Source organism: Tsukamurella paurometabola (assembly GCF_900631615.1).
GTDB lineage: Bacteria > Actinomycetota > Actinomycetes > Mycobacteriales > Mycobacteriaceae > Tsukamurella > Tsukamurella paurometabola_A.
In genome coordinates this window covers 2425763-2446850 of record NZ_LR131273.1, presented here as the reverse complement: position 1 = coordinate 2446850, position 21088 = coordinate 2425763, and the positions used below count along the sequence as shown (strand labels likewise).

25 protein-coding genes are annotated in these 21088 nt (G+C 70.9%); 10 read left to right on the top strand and 15 right to left on the bottom strand.

Going from position 1 to position 21088, the window contains the following annotated elements; genetic code table 11:
* Positions 1 to 92 precede the first annotated feature (92 nt).
* Positions 93 to 1190: a CaiB/BaiF CoA transferase family protein gene (locus ELY19_RS12170; protein WP_126196435.1), complete on the bottom strand. Its 1098-nt coding sequence runs from the start codon at positions 1188 to 1190 to the stop codon at positions 93 to 95.
* 34 nt (positions 1191 to 1224) lie between these two features.
* On the opposite strand from ELY19_RS12170, the gene ELY19_RS12165 reads away from it, so the two are divergent.
* Positions 1225 to 1839 carry an alpha/beta hydrolase family protein gene (locus ELY19_RS12165; RefSeq protein WP_126196434.1) on the top strand — a complete coding sequence of 205 codons (615 nt, stop codon included), beginning with the start codon at positions 1225 to 1227 and terminating at the stop codon, positions 1837 to 1839.
* A gap of 60 nt (positions 1840 to 1899) precedes the next feature.
* Entirely contained in the window at positions 1900 to 2349 is a 450-nt protein-coding gene (locus tag ELY19_RS12160) for a hypothetical protein (protein ID WP_126196433.1), read from the top strand.
* 18 nt (positions 2350 to 2367) lie between these two features.
* Here ELY19_RS12160 and ELY19_RS12155 read toward each other — a convergent pair whose 3' ends face one another.
* Positions 2368 to 3855, bottom strand: a complete 1488-nt coding sequence (locus tag ELY19_RS12155; protein ID WP_126196432.1) for a flavin-containing monooxygenase — start codon at positions 3853 to 3855, stop codon at positions 2368 to 2370.
* A gap of 88 nt (positions 3856 to 3943) precedes the next feature.
* A complete protein-coding gene (locus ELY19_RS12150; RefSeq protein WP_227966780.1) occupies positions 3944 to 4696 on the bottom strand; it encodes a M50 family metallopeptidase in 753 nt (250 codons plus the stop codon).
* A 122-nt stretch (positions 4697 to 4818) separates the two neighbouring features.
* Between ELY19_RS12150 and ELY19_RS12145 the strand changes: the two genes are divergently transcribed.
* Both ELY19_RS12145 and ELY19_RS12140 read left to right on the top strand, forming a co-directional pair.
* The gene (locus ELY19_RS12145) at positions 4819 to 5841 is read left to right on the top strand and encodes a ferredoxin--NADP reductase (RefSeq protein WP_126196431.1); all 1023 of its coding nucleotides are present in this window, start codon (positions 4819 to 4821) and stop codon (positions 5839 to 5841) included.
* Positions 5841 to 6956 carry an alcohol dehydrogenase catalytic domain-containing protein gene (locus ELY19_RS12140; protein WP_126196430.1) on the top strand — a complete coding sequence of 372 codons (1116 nt, stop codon included), beginning with the start codon at positions 5841 to 5843 and terminating at the stop codon, positions 6954 to 6956. The genes ELY19_RS12145 and ELY19_RS12140 overlap by 1 nt, the downstream gene beginning before the upstream one ends.
* A gap of 9 nt (positions 6957 to 6965) precedes the next feature.
* On the opposite strand, the gene ELY19_RS12135 is transcribed toward ELY19_RS12140, so the two are convergent.
* Complete coding sequence (locus tag ELY19_RS12135; protein ID WP_126196429.1) at positions 6966 to 7202, bottom strand: hypothetical protein; 237 nt, start codon at positions 7200 to 7202, stop codon at positions 6966 to 6968.
* An 8-nt stretch (positions 7203 to 7210) separates the two neighbouring features.
* On the opposite strand from ELY19_RS12135, the gene ELY19_RS12130 reads away from it, so the two are divergent.
* Genes ELY19_RS12130 through ELY19_RS12120 form a run of 3 tightly spaced genes read left to right on the top strand, consistent with a single transcriptional unit; the run spans position 7211 to position 8903 of the window.
* Positions 7211 to 7711: a putative toxin gene (locus tag ELY19_RS12130; RefSeq protein ID WP_164711588.1), complete on the top strand. Its 501-nt coding sequence runs from the start codon at positions 7211 to 7213 to the stop codon at positions 7709 to 7711.
* The gene (locus tag ELY19_RS12125; protein ID WP_126196427.1) at positions 7708 to 8400 is read left to right on the top strand and encodes a HEAT repeat domain-containing protein; all 693 of its coding nucleotides are present in this window, start codon (positions 7708 to 7710) and stop codon (positions 8398 to 8400) included. The genes ELY19_RS12130 and ELY19_RS12125 overlap by 4 nt, the downstream gene beginning before the upstream one ends.
* Positions 8397 to 8903 (top strand): YbaB/EbfC family nucleoid-associated protein, encoded by a 507-nt coding sequence (locus ELY19_RS12120; RefSeq protein WP_126196426.1) that lies wholly within the window; start codon positions 8397 to 8399, stop codon positions 8901 to 8903. The genes ELY19_RS12125 and ELY19_RS12120 overlap by 4 nt, the downstream gene beginning before the upstream one ends.
* Before the next feature lie 3 nt (positions 8904 to 8906).
* On the opposite strand, the gene ELY19_RS12115 is transcribed toward ELY19_RS12120, so the two are convergent.
* Entirely contained in the window at positions 8907 to 9713 is an 807-nt protein-coding gene (locus tag ELY19_RS12115) for an SDR family oxidoreductase (RefSeq protein ID WP_126196425.1), read from the bottom strand.
* Positions 9714 to 9811: 98 nt separating this feature from the next.
* On the opposite strand from ELY19_RS12115, the gene ELY19_RS23500 reads away from it, so the two are divergent.
* Both ELY19_RS23500 and ELY19_RS12110 read left to right on the top strand, forming a co-directional pair.
* Entirely contained in the window at positions 9812 to 9970 is a 159-nt protein-coding gene (locus ELY19_RS23500) for a DUF5302 domain-containing protein (RefSeq protein WP_164711587.1), read from the top strand.
* Positions 9971 to 10202: 232 nt separating this feature from the next.
* Positions 10203 to 10994 (top strand): hypothetical protein, encoded by a 792-nt coding sequence (locus ELY19_RS12110; protein ID WP_126196424.1) that lies wholly within the window; start codon positions 10203 to 10205, stop codon positions 10992 to 10994.
* 40 nt (positions 10995 to 11034) lie between these two features.
* On the opposite strand, the gene ELY19_RS12105 is transcribed toward ELY19_RS12110, so the two are convergent.
* Entirely contained in the window at positions 11035 to 11394 is a 360-nt protein-coding gene (locus ELY19_RS12105) for a DUF732 domain-containing protein (protein WP_126196423.1), read from the bottom strand.
* 162 nt (positions 11395 to 11556) lie between these two features.
* Here ELY19_RS12105 and ELY19_RS12100 point away from each other — a divergent pair, with 162 nt between their 5' ends.
* On the top strand, positions 11557 to 12198 hold the full coding sequence (locus ELY19_RS12100) for a peroxiredoxin-like family protein (protein WP_126196422.1): 642 nt from the start codon (positions 11557 to 11559) through the stop codon (positions 12196 to 12198).
* 84 nt (positions 12199 to 12282) lie between these two features.
* Here the strand turns inward: ELY19_RS12100 and tuf are convergent, their stop codons facing one another.
* The 9 genes from tuf to ELY19_RS12055 all read right to left on the bottom strand — a co-directional run bounded on the left by tuf (position 12283) and on the right by ELY19_RS12055 (position 21081).
* Complete coding sequence (tuf, locus tag ELY19_RS12095) at positions 12283 to 13473, bottom strand: elongation factor Tu (RefSeq protein ID WP_126196421.1); 1191 nt, start codon at positions 13471 to 13473, stop codon at positions 12283 to 12285.
* A gap of 145 nt (positions 13474 to 13618) precedes the next feature.
* Positions 13619 to 15724 (bottom strand): elongation factor G, encoded by a 2106-nt coding sequence (fusA, locus tag ELY19_RS12090; RefSeq protein ID WP_126196420.1) that lies wholly within the window; start codon positions 15722 to 15724, stop codon positions 13619 to 13621.
* Between the two features lie 86 nt (positions 15725 to 15810).
* A complete protein-coding gene (gene rpsG / locus ELY19_RS12085) occupies positions 15811 to 16281 on the bottom strand; it encodes a 30S ribosomal protein S7 (RefSeq protein ID WP_126196419.1) in 471 nt (156 codons plus the stop codon).
* The gene (gene rpsL / locus ELY19_RS12080) at positions 16281 to 16655 is read right to left on the bottom strand and encodes a 30S ribosomal protein S12 (RefSeq protein ID WP_068522692.1); all 375 of its coding nucleotides are present in this window, start codon (positions 16653 to 16655) and stop codon (positions 16281 to 16283) included. The genes rpsG and rpsL overlap by 1 nt, the downstream gene beginning before the upstream one ends.
* Positions 16656 to 16998: 343 nt before the next feature.
* On the bottom strand, positions 16999 to 17877 hold the full coding sequence (locus tag ELY19_RS12075) for a DNA-3-methyladenine glycosylase family protein (RefSeq protein WP_126196418.1): 879 nt from the start codon (positions 17875 to 17877) through the stop codon (positions 16999 to 17001).
* A gap of 9 nt (positions 17878 to 17886) precedes the next feature.
* Positions 17887 to 18282, bottom strand: a complete 396-nt coding sequence (locus ELY19_RS12070; RefSeq protein WP_126196417.1) for a DUF5313 family protein — start codon at positions 18280 to 18282, stop codon at positions 17887 to 17889.
* 50 nt (positions 18283 to 18332) lie between these two features.
* Positions 18333 to 19112 (bottom strand): ABC transporter permease, encoded by a 780-nt coding sequence (locus tag ELY19_RS12065; RefSeq protein WP_126196416.1) that lies wholly within the window; start codon positions 19110 to 19112, stop codon positions 18333 to 18335.
* Complete coding sequence (locus ELY19_RS12060; RefSeq protein ID WP_126196415.1) at positions 19109 to 19990, bottom strand: ABC transporter ATP-binding protein; 882 nt, start codon at positions 19988 to 19990, stop codon at positions 19109 to 19111. Before ELY19_RS12060 ends, ELY19_RS12065 begins: the two co-directional genes overlap by 4 nt.
* Before the next feature lie 65 nt (positions 19991 to 20055).
* On the bottom strand, positions 20056 to 21081 hold the full coding sequence (locus ELY19_RS12055; RefSeq protein WP_126196414.1) for a LolA family protein: 1026 nt from the start codon (positions 21079 to 21081) through the stop codon (positions 20056 to 20058).
* Positions 21082 to 21088: the final 7 nt, after the last annotated feature.

The window sequence follows — 21088 nt, the reverse complement described above, 5'->3', positions numbered from 1 at the left end:
TCGTCCCGAAACCGACGTCGTCGGCGGTCACGCCGCGAATCCCGCGGCGCGACCGCGTTCGGCGCCGGTTTCGGCACCGATCTACCCGGCGATCAGTCGCGCCAGATCGTCGCCGGATCGACGGCCGTGGGATCCGGCGCCGCGGGCGTCGCGGCGGGCGTGCGGGAGAAGCGCGGCGCGGGCATCGGGGCCATCGCTCCCCCGACCTCCTGCAGGTTCTTCCGGGCGGCCATGTGCGGGTGCTTCGGGGCCTCCTCGAAGGTGAGGACCGGCGCGACGCAGGCGTCGGAGTCGAAGAACACCTCGGCCCACTCGTCGCGGGTCCGCGTCTTCAGTGCGGCCTCGATCGCGGCGCGCAGCTCGGGCCAGCGGGCCTGATCGAGCTGGTAGGGCAGGTCCTCCTGCTTGAGCCCCAGCTTGTCGAGCAGTTCGGCGAAGAACTGGGGCTCGATCGCCCCGACGGACACGTACTTGCCGTCGGAGGTCTCGTAGGTGTCGTAGAACGGCGCCCCACCGTCGAGCGTGTTCACGCCGCGCTCGTCGCTCCAGATGCCCTGTCCCCGGAAGTCCCACTGCATCTGCCCGATGAGGGAGGCACCGTCGACCATCGCGACGTCGATGACCTGCCCCTTGCCCGACGTGTTCCGCTCGTACAGCGCGGCGAGCACGCCGAAGACGAGGAACATCGAGCCGCCGGCGAAGTCGCCCACGAGGTTGAGCGGCGGCACGGGCCGCTCGCCCTTGCGGCCGATGGCGTGCAGCAGGCCGGTGAGGGAGATGTAGTTCATGTCGTGGCCGGCGCGCTGCGCGAACGGGCCGTCCTGGCCCCAGCCGGTCATCCGGGCGAAGACGATGCGGGGGTTGCGCTCGAGCACGACGTCGGGGCCGAGGCCGAGACGCTCCATGACGCCGGGGCGGAAGCCCTCGACGACGACGTCGGCCCGGTCGATGAGGTCGAGGATGGTGGCGATGTCGTCGGGGTTCTTCAGATCCGCCTCGACGATGGTGCGGCCGCGCTTGACGCCCGACGGGGTGCCGGTGATGCCGTTCACGCCGACGCCGGGGCGCTGCACCGAGACGACGTCGGCGCCCTGGTCGGCGAGCAGCATCGCCGCATGGGGGGCGGGTCCCAGACCCGCGAATTCGACGACCTTCAGCCCGGCGAGGGGGCCCTGCGCAGAAACATTCATGGGTGCAGGTTATCCGAGACCGTAGGCTGATCGAGTGACCTGGCTCTCGATGCACGACCCCGACGGCCCCGAGTCCGCGGTCCGCGCGACGCTGATCCTCGCGCACGGCGCGGGCGGCAACCGCGACCAGGCGATGCTGCGCCTGCTGGGCGAGGAACTCGCCCAGCGCGGCGTGCGCACGGTCCGCATCGACCTGCCGTTCCGGCGGCTGCGCCCGAAGGGCCCGCCGTCGCCGTCGGGCCAGCCGGCGGATCGGGCGTCGTTCGCCGAGACCGCCCGCGTTCTGGAGGTCGGCGGCCCGGTCCTGTGGGGCGGGCACAGCTACGGCGGGCGGATGGCGTCGATGGCCGTCGCGGAGGGGCCCGACCGTCCGGACGGCCTCGTCCTGCTCTCCTACCCGCTGCACCCGCCGGGCCGCCCGGAGAAGGCGCGCACGGCCCACCTGCCGGACATCACCGTCCCGACGGTGCTGGTGCACGGCCGGCGCGATCCGTTCGCCTCGCCGGAGGAGCTCGCGGAAGCCGCGACGCTCATCGCCGGGCCGACGACGACCGTCGAGGTCGCGGCGGCGCACGACCTGGCGCCGGCGAAGTCCGGCGCCCCCGCGAAGGCGGCCGACGCGGTGATCGCGATGCTGGACGCGCTGTAACACTCGCAAACACCCCGACGACTTCTATGCGAAGGCAATGACCCGAGCAAAGGAGATCGCATGATTCACACCCGCTCCGCCCTCACCCTCGCCGCCGGTGCAGCACTCGCCGCCGGACTCGCGCTTCCCGCGGCCGCACAGGCCGCCCCGGGAGCCCAGCTCCCGATCTGCAACGCCCCCGACCGCGGGGCCAACGTCTCCGTCGGCCACAGCCTCGGCTCCGACGGGTACCTGCACCCCGTGCCGGGCAGGATCGACGTCTCCGTCGGCCGCTGGACTCCCCCGTTCCCGGCGCCCACCGCAACCGACCTGCGCGTCGACTGGAAGAACCGCACGACGGGCAGGACGGGCTCCGAGATCGGCGGCAAGCTCCTCGGCCCCGACGACCGCGCCATGTGGTTCCCGCAGGTCGCGACCGGCTCCGGCGTCGTCGAGTTCACCGGCACCGTCACCCCGCGAGTGCCGGGCGCGGCACCGTCGACCTGCACGGGCGTCTTCCAGGTGCAGTAGACCCGCCCCGGTCGGCGGCTACGCGAACGCGTAGTCGTCGATCGGGAAGGCGCGGGCGTCGCGCCGGGCACCGACCACCGAGCTCGGCCGCAGGAGCGTCGCCTCGCCGTGCGGATCGAAGTAGTAACTGCGGCTGCCCTCGCACGCCCCGAGCTGGAACACCGACCGCTCGAGCCGGTGGCTCATCCGCTCCAGGAACTTCGCGTTGGCCTGCTCCGTCACCTCGACGGTGCGCGCCCCGCGCCGGTCGATCTCGTCGAAGACGCGGCGCAGGTGCACCATCTGCGCCTCGATGGTCCAGAAGTAGCTCAGGCCCGTGTAGCTGTAGGGGCTGTGCAGGCTGAAGAAGTTGGGGAACTTGGGCACGGCCATGCCCTCGTAGGCCTGGAAGCGGCCCTCGCGCCAGAACTCGCCGAGGTCGCGGCCATCCCGGCCGGTGACGGAGATCGCGGGGAAGTTCTTCTCCCACAAGGAGAACCCGGTGGCGAGCACGAGGGTGTCGAGCTCGTGGACGGTGCCGTCCGTCATCTCGATGCCGTGCGGCAGCACCCGGGCGATCGACGACGCCTCCAGCGTCACGTTCTCCCGCTCGAAGGTCGGGAAGTACGTGTTGGAGAAGGTGGGCCGCTTGCAGCCGAAGGAGTACGACGGGGTGAGCGCCCTCCGGATCTCGGGGTCGCGGACCTGCGCCCGCAGGTGCGCCTTGGCGAGCACCGCGGCGAGGTCGTTGAAGCGGTGGCCGTACTTGTAGTTGAGCACGCCCACGGTGCTGAGCACCTCGAGCGCGGTGGAGTTCGCGAGCCGCGCGGCCCGCTGAGTGATCGGCAGCGCCCCGAACAGCGCCTTCACCGGGCCCGGGACCGCGAAGTCGACCTTGGGCACCACCCAGATCGGGGTGCGCTGGAAGACGGTGAGGTGCCCCGCGACCTTGGCCAGCTCGGGCACGAGCTGGACGCCGGTCGCGCCGGTGCCGATGACGCCGATCCGCTGCCCGGCGAGGTCGGCGTCGTCGTCCCACTTCGCGCTATGGATGACGGTGCCGGCGAAGTCGTCGATGCCTTCGATGTCGGGCAGCTTGGGCTGGCTGAGGAAGCCCGTGGCGGTGATGAGGTAGCGGGTGCGGAGCTTCTGCTCCAGCCCACCGTCGCGCACGACGGTGACCTCCCACTCCGCGGCCTGCGGGTCCCACTCGGCCCCGGTGACCTCGACGCCGAAGCGCATGAGCGGGCGCAGGCCGTACTTGTCGGCGACGCGGCTCGCGTACGCCTTCAGTTCGGACCCCGGGGCGTAGAGCCGGGACCAGTTCGGGTTCGGCTCGAAGGAGTACGAGTAGGTGACCGAGGCGATGTCGACGGACAGGCCCGGGTAGTGGTTGACGTGCCACGTCCCGCCCAGGTCGTCCTCCCGCTCGAGGATCACGATGTCGCTGCGGCCGCGGCCGAGCAACTCGATAGCGGCCCCCATGCCGCCGAACCCCGCGCCGACGATGATCACGTCGTGAGCCATGTCCACTCCCTTTCGGTGAACGGGACGTCAGTTCCCGCCTCGAAATCTACACCACTGTAGGACCGGTTCCCGTCCATCGCCTCGGCGCTCAGCCGGGAGTCAGACCGGCCCGGCCCGCGAGCAGGAGCACACCCAGCGCCGCTCCCCCGACGGTCGCCGCCGCGAACAGGGCCACCCAGAGGCCGCCGGGGATCCCCGTCAGCCGCGCCAGCTGGTCGGCGTCGCTCTCGCGGCCCCGCCCGCGCCGGCGGATCCGGTGCAGCTCGACGACGGCGCGGGGTGCCCCGAAGAGGAGGAACCAGGTGCCGAGGTGCGCCAGCGCGATCTTGGCCTCCGGATTCGCCCACCAGGAGACCGCCACGACGATCGCTGCGGCGGCCGCCACCACGTACAGGCCGAAGACGTTGCGGATCCGCACCAGCAGCAGCGCCAGCAGGAGCACGGCGGCCCACAGCGCGGCGAGCGCATAGCCGCGGGAGAGCAGGACGGCGGCGACCAGGCCGATCACCGTGGGCGCGGGGTATCCGGCCGCGAACGTCGCGACCATGCCCGGCCCGCGGGGCCGGCCGCGGGAGACGGTGAGCCCGGAGGCGTCGGAGTGCAGCCGGATGCCGCTGAGCCGCCGCCCGCACGCCACGGCGGTCACGGCGTGGCCGCCCTCGTGGGCGATGGTCACGATGTGCCCGGCCCGGCGCCACGCCGGCCGCCACAGGACCAGGACGAGGGCGGCGACGGCCGTGCCCACCAGCACGGAGGCGGCGGGGGCCGGCGACCGGGCCGCGACATCGGCGACGACGCGGTCCCAGACGTCGGCGACGGCGGCGGGCAACGGATGATCCACCGGATGCACGGTAGTCACGACCGCTGTGGGAACGCTGAGTCCGCACTCGCCCGGCCCGTGCGGTCGATAGTGCCCGCTGGGCGGGAAGAATCCACCGCACGCTCGGCCGATAACCTGGACGCATGAGCCTCACCCCCCATTCGAGCCGCAGTCAGATCGTCACCGTCACCGAGGTGATCGACGAGACGGCGCTCGCGAAGTCCTTCGTCTTCGACGCGGAGTGGGATTACCGGCCCGGGCAGTTCGTCACCGTCCGCGTCCCGTCCGAGCGGACTGGATCCGTCGCGCGGTCGTACTCGCTGTACACCTCCCCCTTCGACGACGCGAAGCCCGGCGTGACCGTCAAGCGGACCGTCGACGGGTACGCCTCGAACTGGCTCTGCGACAACATCGCGGCCGGCGACGAACTGGAGGTCCTGCCGCCGTCGGGCGTCTTCGTGCCGGAGAGTCTCGACGTGCCGCTGCTGCTGCTCGCGGCGGGCAGCGGCATCACGCCGATCATGTCGATCCTGTCGGCGGCGCTGCAGGCGGGTACGCAGCCGGTCGCGCTGCTGTACGCGAACGCCGACGCGGCCAACACCATCTTCCGCGCGGAGATCGCCCGGCTCGAGGCCGAGCACGAGCGGCTCACGGTGATCTGGTGGATGGAGGACGAGCGCGGGATCCCCGACGCGGACACGCTCGCCGCGCTCCTCACGCCGTACCACTCCCGCGCGACGTACCTGTGCGGCCGCGACGAGTTCATGGCCGCCTGCAAGGAGGCGTGCAGGGTCATCGGCACCCCGCGCGAGCAGGTGCATCAGGAGATCTACGCCTCGCTCACCGGCGACGCCTTCGCCGACATCGTGCCGCACGAGGTGGAGGTCGCCGCGGACTCGCCGCAGGTCACCGTCCACAACCTGGGCGCGACGTTCACCGTGCCGTGGCCCGCGGGCGAGTCCCTGGTCGACGTGCTCATCAACAACGGCCACGACGTGCCCTACTCCTGCCAGTCGGGCGAGTGCGCCACGTGCCTGTGCAGGCTGACGAAGGGCACCGTCGAGATGGCGGTGACCGACGGACTCGACCCCGACGACGCCGAGGACGGCTACATTCTGGGGTGCCAGGCGAAGCCGACGTCGCCGGAACTGGAGGTCGAGTACTGATGCGGATCCGCGGAGCGGTGCTGGAGGAGATCGGGCGCGCGCGTCCGTACGCGCAGTCGACGCCGATCTCGGTGGGTGAGCTCGAGCTCGCGCCCCCGGGCCCCGGCGAGCTCCTCGTCCGCATCGAGGCCGCCGGCCTCTGCCACTCGGACCTGTCCGTGGTCGACGGCAACCGCGTCCGTCCGGTCCCGATGCTGCTCGGGCACGAGGCGGCGGGCATCGTCGAAGCCCTCGGACCCGGAACGGAGGGTGTCGCGGTCGGCGACCGTGTGGTGATGGCCTTCCTCCCCCGCTGCGGCGAGTGCGCCAACTGCCGCACCGACGGCCAGCTCCCGTGCACGCCCGGCAGCGTCGCGAACAACGCCGGCGAGCTGCTGGGCGGCGGCCGGAGGCTCTCGCGCGACGGTGCGGAGGTGCACCACCACCTCGGCGTCTCCGGCTTCGCGACCCACGCCGTGGTCGACGCCCGGTCGGTGACCCGCGTGGATGCCGACGTGCCGCCGGAGATCGCGGCCGTGCTGGGCTGCGCGGTGCTCACCGGCGGCGGCGCGGTCCTCAACGCCGGCGCCCCGTCGGACGGCGACGACGTGATCGTCATCGGCCTGGGCGGGGTCGGCATGGCCGCCGTCCTCACCGCCCTGTCCCTGCAGGCCGACGGTGCCGTCGGCCGCGTGATCGGCGTCGACGCGCAGCCCGCCAAGCTGGAGCAGGTGCGCGCCCTCGGCGCCGACGCCGCCTACACCCCTGCGGAACTGGCCGAGGCCGGTGTTCGCGCGCCGGTCGTGATCGAGGCCGCCGGGCATCCCCGCGCCTTCGAATCCGCGGTCGCCGCCACCGCCGTCGGCGGCCGGACGGTCACCGTCGGGCTGCCGAATCCCGCCGCACGCTCGGAGATCAGCCCACTGGTGCTCACCGCCGAGGCCCGCACGATCATCGGCAGCTACCTGGGCTCCGCCGTCCCGCAGCGCGACATCCCGCGGTACGTCGAGCTGTGGCGCGCCGGCCGCCTGCCGGTGGAGAAGCTCATCAGCGGCGTCATCACGCTCGACCAGATCAACGAGGGCATGGACTCCCTGGCCGACGGCGCCGCCGTCCGCCAGGTGATCCGGTTCTGATTCTCCCGTTCAGGCCGACGGCGTCGCGCCGGTGTGCCAGAGACGGTGCCGCCCGGTGCTCAGGGTCATCGAGTCCGTGTCGATCATGAAGTGGTCGTCGCCGTCCACGTACGGCACCAGCACCTCGAAGGCGAGACCCTCTCGATGCTCGGTGACGATCTTCAGAGCGTCCGTGACATTCGGACTGGTGACGCGCACGTCGATCGCGACAGCGTAGGCGCGCAGCAGGTGTGCGTCGGTGTCCACTGCGAGTCGTGTCTCCGCTGCTCGGGCGGTACGCGCGGCCGGACAAGCCCGTCGCCGGGAACGGCAACAACTGGGCTCGCGGCAGGGAGGGCGAGCGACGCGCGGGCATTCCGCCCGGCAAGAAGAAGACGCGGATCTACCCACCCAATCCGCTCGGCCGCGGCGGGTATCGCGTGCCCGATATCCGCGATGACGTCACTCGGCAGGTGACCGAGGTCAAGAACACGAACGACACCGGGCCGAGCGACAGTCAGATCATCGATATTGCGAACTGGACGCAGGCCAACGGTTACACGATGACCCTGATCACCGACCATCGGACCACGCTGTCACCCGAGGTGGAGAAGCTCCAGGACGAAGGGAGGATCACCGTGCTGCGGATGGAGCTCGACGAGAACCTCGGCGGCCAGAAGCCCGCCCCCTTCCTGCCGCCGGTGAATTGGAAGCCGCCGCCGACCGATCCCAGCCGACCCCACGACTCGAACCGCGTAGGAGTGCCCGTCCCATGACTCTCATCGAATATCCCGGCATGCCCGAGGGCGACGATTGGCGTGACGGCCTGACTCGGTTCGTCCAGGGAGAACGAGGATTCGATATCCGTATCGTCGACGACCTCGAAGCCGTGGGCGTACGCGCGTATACGGTGAGCAGGCTCCGATCGCTCCGCAATCCACCGCGACCGGTGGTCGACGTCTACGCCGATTGGCTCGGCCATCTCGACGATCGCGTTCCCGGCCCGGAGACCCGGCACCGCGAGAACCTCCGCACCTCTCTCATTCTGGTTCTCGATGAACCCTCCGCCAAGGGGAATCGCGCCGCGATCGAGGCACTCTTCCAGCAACTCGCACGGACGGACCCACCGCTGCCGAGCGCGGTCCGCATCTGGGCGATGGAGGCTCTCTGCCGCATCGCGACCAAGGACGACTACGACCGCATACTGGCCCTCGCGCGCGGCGACGATCTCGACACCGGTACTCGCATCGCGCTGGTGCGCTACCTCGGCCGGTTCCGCCGCCCCGAATCGCGCGACGTCGCGCGCGACTACCTTCAGTACGAATTCGTCAATCAGGAGGCGATCCGCGCGCTCGGCAAAATCGGTACCGCAGAAGATGTCCCGCTCATCGAGCAGTACGCCGACGATCCGAACCCGCGCGTGCGTCGGGCGGTGGGGACCGCCCTGAAACGACTCCGCGCATGACCGAGTACCTGGCGTCGATGGCGCAGCAGCTCGAAGAACACGCGGCCGCACTCCGGGCCGCACGGGCGGAGTCGGCCGGCCTCACCGCCGAGGCGCGCTCCACGGATCGCGCGGTCACCGTCCGCGTACGCGTCGATGGCACCGTCGTCCAGGTGACCCTGCACGGGGAGAGCGAACGCATGGACCGCATGCAGCTCGGCGCGTCGATCGCGCAGGCCACGAACGCCGCGCTCGCGCGGGTCGACGCGCTCGCCGCACGACGGCTGGCCGCCGGAATGCAGGCGACATCCGTGGCACGGCGGCAGCTGGTCGACGAGCTACAACGACAGGAGAACCCGCTCGGCGTGGCACTCGACCGCCTCGTCACAGCCGCCGCAGCAGTTCCGCCGGCGGTAGTGAGCCCCGATCCACCGCCCAGCGGAGCAACGGCAGCGCCGCGGAGGACCGACCGTTACCGTGCCGCCGCGCTGGAGGAGGCACCGCAGGGGTGGCTCACGCGCTGAGTCTCACTCCGGCGGCGCCGCGGGACGCGGCCAGTCCGTCGGGCGCTGCTGGGCGTCGAGGCCACCGTCGGCGAAGACGACGGAGCCGACGCAGTACCCGGACTCCGGGCCGAGCAGGAACTGCGCGAGCGCGGCGATCTCCTCGGGCCGGCCGGCCCGCCCAGCCGGGATCAGGTCGAGGAAGGCGTCCATGGCGGCGCCGAGCTGCGGGTCGGCGCGGCCGGCCTGCGTCATCGGGGTATCGATGAGCCCCGGCGCGATGGCGTTGAGGCGGATGCCCTGCTGCACGTACTCGGCGGCGTGGCTGCGCACGTAGTAGGCCAGCGCCGCCTTCGTCGCCGGGTAGGCCAGGACCGAGGCGTATTCGCCGTACGAGTCCGCGAGATCGGCCGCGGCGTGCTCGTCGCCGCCGAGGCAGGCCTCGGCGAGCTCCATCGGCCAGCCGGGCTGGGTGGTGGTGGAGTTCGAGCTCACCAGCAGCGCCGCGGACGGTTCGCGGGCGAGCAGCGGCCGCAGCCCCACCAGCAGGTCGACGGCCCCGAAGTAGTTCACCGCGACGACGGACGCCCCGGACCGGCCCGCCGCCGGCCCGAGCCCCGCGAACGCGGCGAAGCCCACGAGGGGCGCCGAGCCGACCAGCTCGCCGATCCGCGCGACCGCCTCGAACCGGCCCCCGGGCGTCCCGAGATCGGCCTCGACGTCGGTGCCCTGCAGGTCGACGCCGATCACCCCGTGCCCCGCGGCGTGCAGCCGCTCCGCGGTCGCCGCGCCCAACCCGGAGGCCGCCCCCGTCACCACGTACATGCTCATGACCACTTCCTTCCCCCCGCGAACGGTCTTGCCGCAAATCGGGTGACATCCGTCCGTGTCCGGTTTAGCGTGAACCCACGCCGACGAGAGGAGACACCATGACCGCCGACGGTATCGCCGACAAGTTCAAGGAAGCACTCGAACGCAAGAACGCATCGAATCGTAAGGGATCAGCCCACCTCGACGGGGCCACCAAGCCACAGGCCCCGCACGGCTCGGAGAGCCACCAGCAGCAGTTCCGCCGCAAGAGCGGATAACCGGACCGCGAGGCCCGGCGGACCCGAGACGGGATCGCCGGGCCTTTCGCCACCGCGGGCACCGCCGCGGGCGCCCCGCGGAGCCATCCGATACCATTGAGATCGCAACGTCCGGGTCGTTCGAGGAGGGGCTATCGACCTTCCAGTTCTCGTTCCCGTACCCATCATCCGGCCGCCCGCGCCCGGCGCTCCACCGCCGGAAGACCCTGCTGTTCAACAGGTTCGCGGCGTCGTGGCGTCGATCCTGGGGTCGCTGCGCGGGGGTCCGCACCTGCCCGAATCGGGTCTCAACTGGGCCGTCGCGTACCTCACGCGCGGCACCGAGCCGCTGCTCGTCGCCACCACCACCGACGCCGGATGGCTGCCGCTCGGCACCATCGTCCCGGCCGGTGTCCGGGTGCTGTGGAACGTCCCCACCGCGGCCGCGTGGGCCACGGTCGACGATCCCGTGCGCCAGCTCGTCGAGTTCGCCGAGGCCGAGGGCTGCACGATCCGCGCGGTCGCCACGACCCATCCGAGCCGCGCGCACCACATCCCGAACGGCCCGTGGAAGCTCGTCGGCGAGCGGCATCCTGGCCAGGTGCTGCCCCAGCGGCTGACCCGCTTCGAGGTCGTCGCGTCCCCCGCGCGGGTCGCCCACGTCCGCGGCCTGCGGCCCGACGAGGCCGACCGCCAGGCCCGCGCCCTGCTGCGCGACCTGGAGCGGGTCACCGTCGAACCCGAGTACGCGATCGGGGTCGACGAGGCCCGGGTGGAGGCGCGGCGCCACCTCGCCGCCGGGCACGAGGTCCCGCCCGCGGTCCTCGATCAACTCCTGCTCGACCAGGACGCGCTCGCCGACGCGCTGAGTCTCGCGCGCACACCGCCCCGGTCGTTGACCGCGGGCAGCGGGCCGCCGGACGGCGCGGCGCTCCGGTCCCGCCTCGTCGAGCGCGCGCTCGTGGAGGTCGCGGTGTCGGCGGCCCGGCACGACCTGGAGTCCGCGATCTACGGCTGGACGTTCGCCCGCTACCTGGCCCGCTGATCCGGATCCGCCGATCCGTGCTCGCCGCGGCGGGCACGCGTCACGGGTAGGTCTTGTACCGGTCCCAGTGGCGGGTGCACAGGTACTGCGCGGCGTAGAAGACGAGCTGCTGCCGCTCCCACAGCGGGTACGCCAGCGTGTCGTTGTAGAGGTCGCGCGTGGCCGCGGCGGTGCTCGTGGGATTGCGATCCAGGGCCGCGCAGGCGCGGTAGCCGAACCGCACCATCTGGGCGTCGGTGGTCCGATCGCCGAAGGGCTTGGTGAAGTCGTGGAGGTTCTTGGTGGCCACGACGAACCGGCCCTCGTCGATCCGGCCGTCCGCCTGCGCGGGCGCCTGCACCAGTGCGGCGCAGCCCAGCGCCGCGAGCCCCGTGGCCAGCACCCTCATCAGCTTCGGCATCCGTCTTCTCCTCGCCTCCGGTGGGGCCGCGCCCCACGCCGTCGAGGCGATTATCGCCGATGTCCACCCCCGCGCGGCGCGATTCGTCGCGCCGAGATGACGATTCCTCGACGTTCCTTCCGCAGCCGCGCGGCCGGCCGCCGGCCTGCCTACCGTGAAGCGATGACCGGCATCGATGACGCGCTGTCCGCCCTGAAGTCGAGGACCACCGCGGCCGGAGGCCCGATGGAGGTCTTCGCCGCCGAACAGCGCGCCCTCGCCGTCGCGGGCCCAGTGGCGGGGGCGGCGCGCCCCGGCTCCCCGCTGCCCGACGGGCCGGTCCTCGACCCCCACGGTGCGCCCGCCACGCTGTCCGGGGTGCTCGGCGGCGGGCCCGCGGTGATCGTCTTCTACCGCGGCACGTGGTGCCCGTACTGCAACCTGACCCTCCGCACCTACCGGGACGAACTCGCGCCGGCGCTCGCGGAGCGGGGCGTGCGGCTGGTGGCGATCAGCCCGCAGCGTCCCGACGGGTCGTTCTCGGCCGCGGAGCGGAACGGGCTCGTCTTCCCGGTGCTCTCCGACCCCGGGCTGGTGATCGCGGAGGCGCTGGGCATCGTCACCGCCCCGTCCGAGGAGGCCCGCGCGGCGCAGCTGGCCCTCGGCCTCGACGTGACCGAGGTCAACGCGGACAGCACGACCAGGCTCCCCTACCCGACCGTGCTCGTCGCGGACGGCGGCGTCGTCCGGTGGATCGACGTGCATCCCGACTACACGACCCGGTCGGCGCCGGCCGAGATCCTCGCGGCGGTCGACGCGCTGTGACGCAGGCCCCGGCGGCCACCCGGAAACGCGGAACGGCGCCCCTCCCCGAAGGGAGGGACGCCGTTCACGGCTGACTACCGAAGATCAGGCGATGATCTTGGTGACGCGGCCGGCACCGACGGTGCGGCCACCCTCGCGGATCGCGAAGCGCAGGCCCTCGTCCATGGCGACCGGCTGGATGAGCTTGACGCTCATCTCGGTGTTGTCGCCGGGCATGACCATCTCGGTGCCCTCGGGGAGGGTCACGACGCCGGTCACGTCCGTGGTACGGAAGTAGAACTGCGGACGGTAGTTGTTGAAGAACGGGGTGTGGCGGCCGCCCTCGTCCTTCGACAGGATGTACGCCTGGCCCTCGAACTCCGTGTGCGGGGTGGTGGTGCCCGGCTTCACGACGACCTGGCCGCGCTCGACGTCCTCGCGCTTGAGGCCACGGACCAGCAGGCCGACGTTGTCGCCCGCCTGGCCCGAGTCGAGCAGCTTGCGGAACATCTCGATGCCCGTGACGGTGGTCTTGGTCGACTTCTCGCGGATGCCGACGATCTCCACCTCCTCGTTCACGTTGATGATGCCGCGCTCGACGCGACCGGTGACGACGGTGCCACGACCGGTGATCGTGAAGACGTCCTCGACCGGCATCAGGAAGGGCTTGTCGGTCTCACGCTCGGGGTCCGGGATGGACTCGTCGACGGCGTTCATCAGCTCGACGATCGAGTCGACCCACTTCTCCTCGCCCTGCAGGGCCTGGTAGCCCGACACGCGGACGACGGGGGCGTCCTCGTCGAACTCCTGCGAGGCCAGCAGCTCGCGGACCTCCATCTCGACGAGCTCGAGGATCTCCTCGTCGTCGACCATGTCGCACTTGTTCAGGGCGACCAGGATGTAGGGCACGCCGACCTGGCGGGCGAGCAGCACGTGCTCGCGGGTCTGCGGCATCGGGCCGTCGGTGGCGGCCACGACCAGGATCGCGCCGTCCATCTGGGCAGCACCGGTGATCATGTTCTTGATGTAGTCGGCGTGACCCGGCGCATCGACGTGAGCGTAGTGGCGCTTCTCGGTCTGGTACTCGACGTGCGAGATGTTGATCGTGATGCCACGAGCCTTCTCCTCGGGCGCCTTGTCGATCTGATCGAACGCCGAGGCCTCGTTGAGGTCCGGGTACTTCTCGGCCAGAACCTTGGTGATGGCAGCCGTCAGGGTGGTCTTGCCGTGGTCGACGTGACCGATGGTGCCGATGTTCACGTGCGGCTTGGTCCGCTCGAACTTCGCCTTCGCCACTTGGTGTCCTCCTGGACTTGAGTGCTTGCCGGGCCGGTTGCCCGGCAAGGGTGTTTTCTTTCGGTTGTTTTCGACGCCACGGCCAGGCCGTGAGTCTGACGCCGCGGCGGAGCCTGGGCGCCACGCTCCGGAGAGCGGGGAGGAATTACTCCCCGTTCACCTTCGCGATGATCTCCTTCGACACGTTCGCCGGAACCTCGGCGTACGAGTCGAAGACCATGGAGTAGTTCGCCCGGCCCTGGGTCTTCGACCGGAGGTCGCCGATGTAGCCGAACATCTCCGACAGCGGGACCTGAGCCTTCACCAGGCGGGCACCGCTGCGTTCCTCCATGGCCTGGATCTGGCCACGGCGGGAGTTGAGGTCGCCGATCACGTCACCCATGTAGTCCTCGGGGGTCGTGACCTCGACAGCCATGATGGGCTCGAGGATGACGGGACCGGCCTGGCGTGCGGCCTCCTTGAAGGCCTGCGCGCCGGCGATCTTGAACGCCATCTCGGACGAGTCCACGTCGTGGTACGCGCCGTCGAGCAGCGTGACCTTGACGTTCACCAGCGGGTAGCCCGCGAGCACGCCGTACTGCATCGCGTCCTGGGCGCCGGCGTCGACCGAGGGGATGTACTCCTTCGGGACGCGGCCACCGGTCACGGCGTTGACGAACTCGTAGGTGGCGCCGTCCTCGGCGTCCTCCAGCGGCTCCAGCTTGATGATGACGCGCGCGAACTGGCCCGAGCCACCCGTCTGCTTCTTGTGGGTGTACTCGTGCTTCTCGACGGGACGACGGATCGTCTCGCGGTAGGCCACCTGCGGCTTGCCGACGTTGGCCTCGACCTTGAACTCGCGACGCATGCGGTCGACGAGGATGTCGAGGTGCAGCTCGCCCATGCCGCCGATGACGGTCTGGCCGGTCTGCTCGTCGAGCTCGACGGAGAAGGTGGGGTCCTCCTCGGCGAGCTTCTGGATCGCGACGCCGAGCTTCTCCTGGTCGGACTTGGTCTTCGGCTCGATGGAGACGTTGATGACCGGGTCCGGGAACGTCATCGACTCGAGGACGATCGGGTTCGCGGGATCGCAGAGGGTGTCACCGGTGGTGGTGTCCTTGAGGCCGATCATCGCGTAGATGTGGCCCGCGGTCGCGTCCTCGACCGGGTTCTCCTTGTTGGCGTGCATCTGGAAGAGCTTGCCGATGCGCTCCTTCTTGCCCTTGGTCGCGTTGAGGACCTGGGTGCCCGAGTCGATGTGACCCGAGTACACGCGGACGAAGGTGAGCTTGCCGAAGAACGGGTGCGCGGCGATCTTGAACGCCAGGGCCGAGAACGGCTCCTCCGACGACGGCTTGCGGGAGATGATCTCCTCCTCGTTGCCCACCACGTGACCCTCGATGGAGGGCACGTCGAGCGGGCTGGGGAGGTAGTCGATCACGGCGTCGAGCATGGGCTGCACGCCCTTGTTCTTGAACGCCGAGCCGCACAGGACCGGGTACAGCTCGCGGTCGACGGTGAGCTTGCGGATCTGAGCCTTGATCTCCTCGATCGAGAGCTCCTCGCCGGCGAAGTACTTCTCCATGAGGGCCTCGTCGGACTCGGCGACGGTCTCGAGCAGCTTCTCGCGGTACTCGGCGGCCTTGTCGGCGAGGTCGGCGGGGATCTCCTCGATGGTCGGCTCGGCGCCGATCGCGACGGTGCCGCGCCAGGTGATGGCCTTCATCTCGAGCAGGTCGACGACACCGTCGAACTCGTCCTCGGCGCCGATCGGCAGCTGCAGGACGAGCGGCTTCGCACCGAGGCGGTCCTCGATGGTGCGCACGGTGAAGTAGAAGTCGGCGCCCAGCTTGTCCATCTTGTTGACGAAGCAGATACGCGGGACGTCGTACTTCTCGGCCTGGCGCCACACCTGCTCCGACTGGGGCTCGACGCCCTCCTTGCCGTCGAAGACGGCGACGGCACCGTCGAGCACGCGGAGCGAACGCTCCACCTCGACCGTGAAGTCGACGTGCCCGGGGGTGTCGATGATGTTGATCTGGTTCTTCTTCCAGAAGCAGGTCACGGCGGCGGAGGTGATGGTGATACCCCGCTCCTTCTCCTGCTCCATCCAGTCGGTGGTCGAGGCACCGTCGTGGGTCTCACCGATCTTGTAGTTCACACCGGTGTAGAAGAGGATGCGCTCGGTCGTGGTGGTCTTACCGGCATCGATATGCGCCATGATGCCGATGTTGCGGACCTTCGTGAGGTCGGTAAGCACTTCCTGTGCCACGGTGGTAAGCCTCGTTCTCGTTAAAGGATGGTTGGAACTCCGGTGTCCCGCGGGCCGCCCGGTGTCGGCCGGCCCGCGGGATCAGATCACCAGCGGTAGTGCGCGAACGCCCGGTTGGCCTCGGCCATCTTGTGGGTGTCCTCGCGACGCTTCACGGAAGCGCCCAGGCCGTTGCTCGCGTCGAGGATCTCGTTGGCGAGCCGCTCGATCATGGTCTTCTCGCGACGCTGCCGCGTGAAGGTCACCAGCCAGCGCAGCGCGAGGGTGTTGGCGCGGCCGGCCTTCACCTCGACGGGCACCTGGTAGGTGGCGCCACCGACGCGGCGGCTCTTCACCTCGAGCGACGGGCGGACGTTGTCGAGCGCCTTCTTGAGGGTGAGGACCGGATCGGTGCCGGTCTTCTCACGGGTCGCCTCGAGCGCGCCGTAGACGATGCGCTCGGCGGTGGACTTCTTGCCGTCCAGCAGCACCTTGTTCACCAGCTGGGTGACCACGGGCGAGCCGTAGACGGGGTCGTTGACGACGGGGCGCTTGGGCGCCGGTCCCTTACGAGGCATCAGCCCTTCTCCTTCTTCGCGCCGTAGCGGCTCCGCGCCTGCTTGCGGTTCTTGACACCCTGGGTGTCGAGCGAACCGCGGATGATCTTGTAGCGAACACCCGGGAGGTCCTTCACACGACCGCCGCGGACGAGCACCATCGAGTGCTCCTGAAGGTTGTGGCCTTCGCCGGGGATGTACGCGGTGACCTCGACCGAGCTCGTCAGACGGACGCGGGCGACCTTACGGAGAGCCGAGTTCGGCTTCTTCGGGGTCGTGGTGTAGACGCGGGTGCACACGCCACGACGCTGCGGCGAGCCCTTGAGGGCGGCCACCTTCGTCTTGGACGCCTTGTCCCGGCGGCCCTTGCGGACCAGCTGGTTGATAGTTGGCATAGAAGCGCTGTTTCCTTCGTTTCGGCTGTCGCCGACCGCACGGCCGGCGTGTTCCTACTGCTGCGGTTGTAGCTCCGGGCAAGTCGCGCGCCCCCGCGGAGGGGAGAACGACTTCCGCAGCGCGGCCCCACCGGCTTCGCCGACTCGCGTCGTTTCCGCTGGTCAGTCCCGTTTCCGGGAAGTAGCTACCCGCCTCGCACGTACCCCGAGGTCGGGCGTGTCGCGTGTCCATGGGCGGTTCCGGAGGTCCGGCCTAGCCATGGACACGTGTGAATAGTCCTGGTTACCCAGGCACGGCGACCAAGCTTACCCGTCTGAACTCACACTGGTCAAAATGCATTGCCTACAGGCCACGATAGTCGCGCACCGGCACCCGCGGCCCGCGACGTTCCCGGTCGACGCCCGCCCGGACCAGCAGCCGGATCACGCGGCCGCGCTGACCGCGGTAGGGCTCGAGCACGTCGAGCATTCCGGGATCGTCCAACGCCTCGCCCGCGAGGGCTATTCCCACGATCCGCGGCAGGTGGTAGTCGCCCACCGGCACCGCGTCCGGGTCACCGCACGCCCGGCCCAGCACGTCCCCGACGGTCCACGGCCCGATGCCGGGAAGGGCCCCGAGCTTCGCGGGGCGGTGCTCGACCTCGACGGCGCTCGCCCCGATGATCGTGCGCATCCGCACGGGTTCGACGCCGGCGCGGTGCCACTCCCACGCGGGGATCGCGGCCCAGTCGGTGCGCGGTGGCGGAACGCGCAGGTCGGGGCCTCCCGTCGGCCCCGGGGCGACGGTGCCGAACCGTCGCACCAGGGTGCGCCACGACCGCCACGCCTCCGCGCCGACCACCTTCTGCTCCAGCACGGCGGGGACCAGGGCCTCCCACACCCGGTCCGAGCGGGTCAGGCGCAGGCCGGGTGACGCGGCGACGGCCCGCTCCACGACGTCGTGCCGCGGTTCCAGGGCCGACGGGTCGTCGTCCGCACCGGTCATCGCCGGGGCGCGGTCGAGCAGCCACGCGGCGCCGCTCCCCCACGCGCGGGCGGATACGGTCCCGCCCGCGGAGTGCAGGCGGAGCGTTCCCGGGCCGTCGGGGGTGTGCACGGCGCGCCAGACGGCGCCGTCGGGCGTGCGCGCGAAGGCGGGATCGCCCGCGCCGCGGCGGAGCACGCCGACGGTGCCGTGCAGGTCGAGCGGGTACCCGGGGGCCCATGAGCGTTCTGCCGTCACCCGGCGAGGCTACGCCGCCCGGTGCCGGTACTTCGCCTCGTACTCCCGCGCGCGACGGCGGTGCTCCTCGAGCTGGCTGCCGCTCTCGGTGTGCGGGTCGATGCCGTTGTCGGCGAGCAGTTCCTGCAGGTAGATCGAGCGGAGGCCGCCGACGAAGACGATCGCGGGCAGGGCCATCATGGCGACCAGCGCCAGCTTGACCCACAGCGGCGAGGGCAGGATCAGGGCGACGACGAGGAAGGGCACGAACATCAGTGCGCCGCGGATGAAGAAGCGACGGTTGTGGCCCGGGCCGGTGGCGTCGTTGACCACCCAGTCGTGCATGGAATCGGGCAGGCGCATCCCCATGAGGTACTTCACCCGCTCGATGAGGTTCGGTGTGGTTCGCGGTTCGTGCGTGGACATGCCTCCAGGCTACGCCGGTGTGATGTGCCTCACAATCGCCGGGAAGCGGCTCAGCGTTCGCCACTGCGCCGGTATGCCAGGGCCGCGGCCGCGGCGAAGACGACGAACCACACGGCCACGTTGGCGGCGGCGCCGAGCAGGGAGGTGTGCGCCCCGGTCAGCGTCTCGCCGCCGGTCAGCGGGTAGCGGGCGAGGGCGGTGATCCCGTACATCGGGGTGTACTGCGCGAAGGTGAGCATCCCGCCCGACAGCGGGAAGAAGACGTTGCCGCCGAAGGCGAGCACCGTCAGCAGCAGCCCCGGCACGTGCATCACGATCTCGGGCCGCAGCGCGAGACCGAGCGCCAGACCCAGCGCCCCGAACAGGGCCGACCCGAGCCACGCGATGAGCAGCGACCCGGCCCAGACCCGCGGTTCGGCCCGCGCCCCGGTCGCGGCGGACAGCACCGCGAGCACGACGACCGGCAATGCCGACATGGTCAGGGCGCTCACCACCTTCGAGGCGATGTAGCCGGGCGGCCGCAGCGGGGTGAGGCGCAGAGTGCGCACCCAGCCCGTCGACCGCTCTGCGGCGACCTGCGCCGCCGTCGTCGTGGCCGCGGCGGCGGCGCCGTACAGCGCGAGGCCGATCATCATCCAGGCGGCGAAGTCGCCGTGCGCGAAGTGGGCGTCCGCCCCGGCCTGCGCGTGCAGCGCCAGGTAGAGCACGACGGGGAGCACGGTGGTGATGATGAGGGTCTGCCGGTTGCGCAGCTGCCGCCGCACGTCGAGCAGCAGGAAGCGGGGCGTGAGTCCCCAGCCGGGGGTCGCCGTGGTCGCGGTGGTGGTCATGCCTTCTCCTCGGTGAGCTGCAGGAAGGCCTCTTCGAGGCCGTGGGTGAGGGTCTCGACGTCCCGGGCGTCGGTGCGGGTGAGCAGGAATCGAAGCGCGTCGTCGGAGGTGCGCGGATCGCCGTCGACGGCGAAGACGGTGCGCTCGCCCCGGACCTCCGCGACGCGGAGGCCGGGCACGGCCGCGACAGCGGCGGCGGCACCGTCGGGCCCGAGGACGGCGGAGACGCGGCGCCCGGTGGCGGCGGCGCGCACGTCGGCGGTGGCGCCGTCGGCGACGATCCGTCCGCCGGCGATCATCACCACACGGTCGGCGAACTGGTCCGCCTCGTCGAGGTAGTGGGTGGCGAACAGCACCGTGGTGCCGCGCCGGGCGTCGTCGCGGACCGCGGCCCAGAAGCGGCGGCGGGCGTCGACGTCCATGCCCGCGGTCGGCTCGTCGAGGACGAGCAGGTCGGGCTCGGCGAGCAGCGCGAGGGCGAACCGCAGGGCCTGCTGCTGCCCGCCGGAGCACTTCCCGACGGTGCGCCGCCGCAGGTCGCCGAGGCCGGCGCGGGCGATCGCCGCGTCGGGGTCGGAGCCGGGATGCAGCGCGGCGATCAGCTCGACGGTGTCCTGCACGGTGAGTGCGGGCAGGAGGCCGCCGGACTGCTGCACCGCGGCGACGGTGCCGGCGTGTGTCGCCGTCCCGGAGTCGGGGGCGATCAGGCCGAGGATCATGTCGATCGTGGTGCTCTTGCCCGCGCCGTTGGGGCCGAGGAAGGCGACGACCTCGCCCTGTCGGACCGTGAGGTCGACGGCGTCGACGGCGGTGAACCGCTCCCCCGTCGCGGTCCGGTAGGTCTTGGTGAGCGATCTGAGTTCCAGTGCCGGTGTCATGCCGTCGACGATGCCCGCGAGCTGCGACGATCGGATCCACCCGCGGGTGGACGAGCGGGTGGAGATCAGGCGGGTTCGGTGTACTCGTCCACCGCGTCCTCGCCGGGATGCAGGTGCGCCTGCAACTGTGCGAGTGTCACATCGTCCAGGGCGATCCCGTGGAGCCAGCAGGCCCAGTCGAACCGCTCGGTGGACCAGCGCCGAATCGTCGCGTCGAGCCCCCGGCCCGGGTTCCACGGCTCAGGGCCCCTCGGGCGGCGGAGCAGCGTTCCCTCCAGGTGCCAACCCCAGTTCGAGGTCAGTCTGGCGGAGAAGCCGCCGTCGCCCTCATCGAGTTCGTCGAAGTCCGAGACCGTCAGCTGGACGGGAATCGAGACCGTGAACGAGGGATCGGCGACGTTGCCGGTGAACCACGTGCGTCGGTCCTCCTGTATCGCCGAGCGACTCGCCTCCCACGCCGCACGGTCCGCCGCGCGTGCCTCGTCCATCGAGATCGCATCCCCCCGCCAGGCGAACGTCGAGTCGTCCACGTCCTCGCCGACGACGAACTCCGTGAATCCGACCGAGAAGCCGAACGCGTCGCTGCGCTGCTCGAGCACCGCCCCGGAATCGCGATCGACCACCATCTGCATGGGGTGCGGCTTGTGTTCCGGCGGTGCCAGCTCCACGTCCCAGCACCGTCGCCCGAGGTACTCGACCTCACGAACCGGCCGCGCCGGGCGCGTGAAGTCGTCGCTCAGCCATTCGGCTGCGCTCCGCGTGATGAGCAGTTCCGCGCCGGGACCGTGGTAGTACACGCGCCCCGCTTCCGCAGCGGTGGGGGTCGCACCGTCCGCACCGAACTGCCAGGCCGTCTCTCCATCGGTGATGAACAGCGGGGTGCCATCGGGTTGCTCGACCCGGACCCGCCGCCCGTCCCGCCACACCCGGACGTCGTGGCCGTCGATGCCGACCATCAGCGGCGGCGCTCCGATGAACCCGAAGGTCTGCGATTTCCCGATCAGCTCGGCGTTCATGGTGCGAACGATGCCCCGGACCGGCACCCTGGGGCCGTCGACCAGGACTTTCAGGACCTCCACCCATTCGGTCACTCGGCCA

Excerpts from the sequence above, each read along its gene's own strand:
- ELY19_RS12120 (WP_126196426.1), top strand. The coding sequence starts at position 8,397 with ATGACCGAGTACCTGGCGTCGATGGCGCAGCAGCTCGAAGAACACGCG.
- ELY19_RS12060 (WP_126196415.1), bottom strand. The coding sequence starts at position 19,990 with ATGACACCGGCACTGGAACTCAGATCGCTCACCAAGACCTACCGGACC.
- ELY19_RS23500 (WP_164711587.1), top strand. The coding sequence starts at position 9,812 with ATGACCGCCGACGGTATCGCCGACAAGTTCAAGGAAGCACTCGAACGC.
- ELY19_RS12100 (WP_126196422.1), top strand. The coding sequence starts at position 11,557 with ATGACCGGCATCGATGACGCGCTGTCCGCCCTGAAGTCGAGGACCACC.
- ELY19_RS12070 (WP_126196417.1), bottom strand. The coding sequence starts at position 18,282 with ATGTCCACGCACGAACCGCGAACCACACCGAACCTCATCGAGCGGGTG.
- ELY19_RS12155 (WP_126196432.1), bottom strand. The coding sequence starts at position 3,855 with ATGGCTCACGACGTGATCATCGTCGGCGCGGGGTTCGGCGGCATGGGG.
- ELY19_RS12125 (WP_126196427.1), top strand. The coding sequence starts at position 7,708 with ATGACTCTCATCGAATATCCCGGCATGCCCGAGGGCGACGATTGGCGT.
- ELY19_RS12065 (WP_126196416.1), bottom strand. The coding sequence starts at position 19,112 with ATGACCACCACCGCGACCACGGCGACCCCCGGCTGGGGACTCACGCCC.
- rpsL (WP_068522692.1), bottom strand. The coding sequence starts at position 16,655 with ATGCCAACTATCAACCAGCTGGTCCGCAAGGGCCGCCGGGACAAGGCG.
- ELY19_RS12170 (WP_126196435.1), bottom strand. The coding sequence starts at position 1,190 with ATGAATGTTTCTGCGCAGGGCCCCCTCGCCGGGCTGAAGGTCGTCGAA.
- ELY19_RS12140 (WP_126196430.1), top strand. The coding sequence starts at position 5,841 with ATGCGGATCCGCGGAGCGGTGCTGGAGGAGATCGGGCGCGCGCGTCCG.
- rpsG (WP_126196419.1), bottom strand. The coding sequence starts at position 16,281 with ATGCCTCGTAAGGGACCGGCGCCCAAGCGCCCCGTCGTCAACGACCCC.
- ELY19_RS12160 (WP_126196433.1), top strand. The coding sequence starts at position 1,900 with ATGATTCACACCCGCTCCGCCCTCACCCTCGCCGCCGGTGCAGCACTC.
- ELY19_RS12105 (WP_126196423.1), bottom strand. The coding sequence starts at position 11,394 with ATGCCGAAGCTGATGAGGGTGCTGGCCACGGGGCTCGCGGCGCTGGGC.
- ELY19_RS12115 (WP_126196425.1), bottom strand. The coding sequence starts at position 9,713 with ATGAGCATGTACGTGGTGACGGGGGCGGCCTCCGGGTTGGGCGCGGCG.
- ELY19_RS12145 (WP_126196431.1), top strand. The coding sequence starts at position 4,819 with ATGAGCCTCACCCCCCATTCGAGCCGCAGTCAGATCGTCACCGTCACC.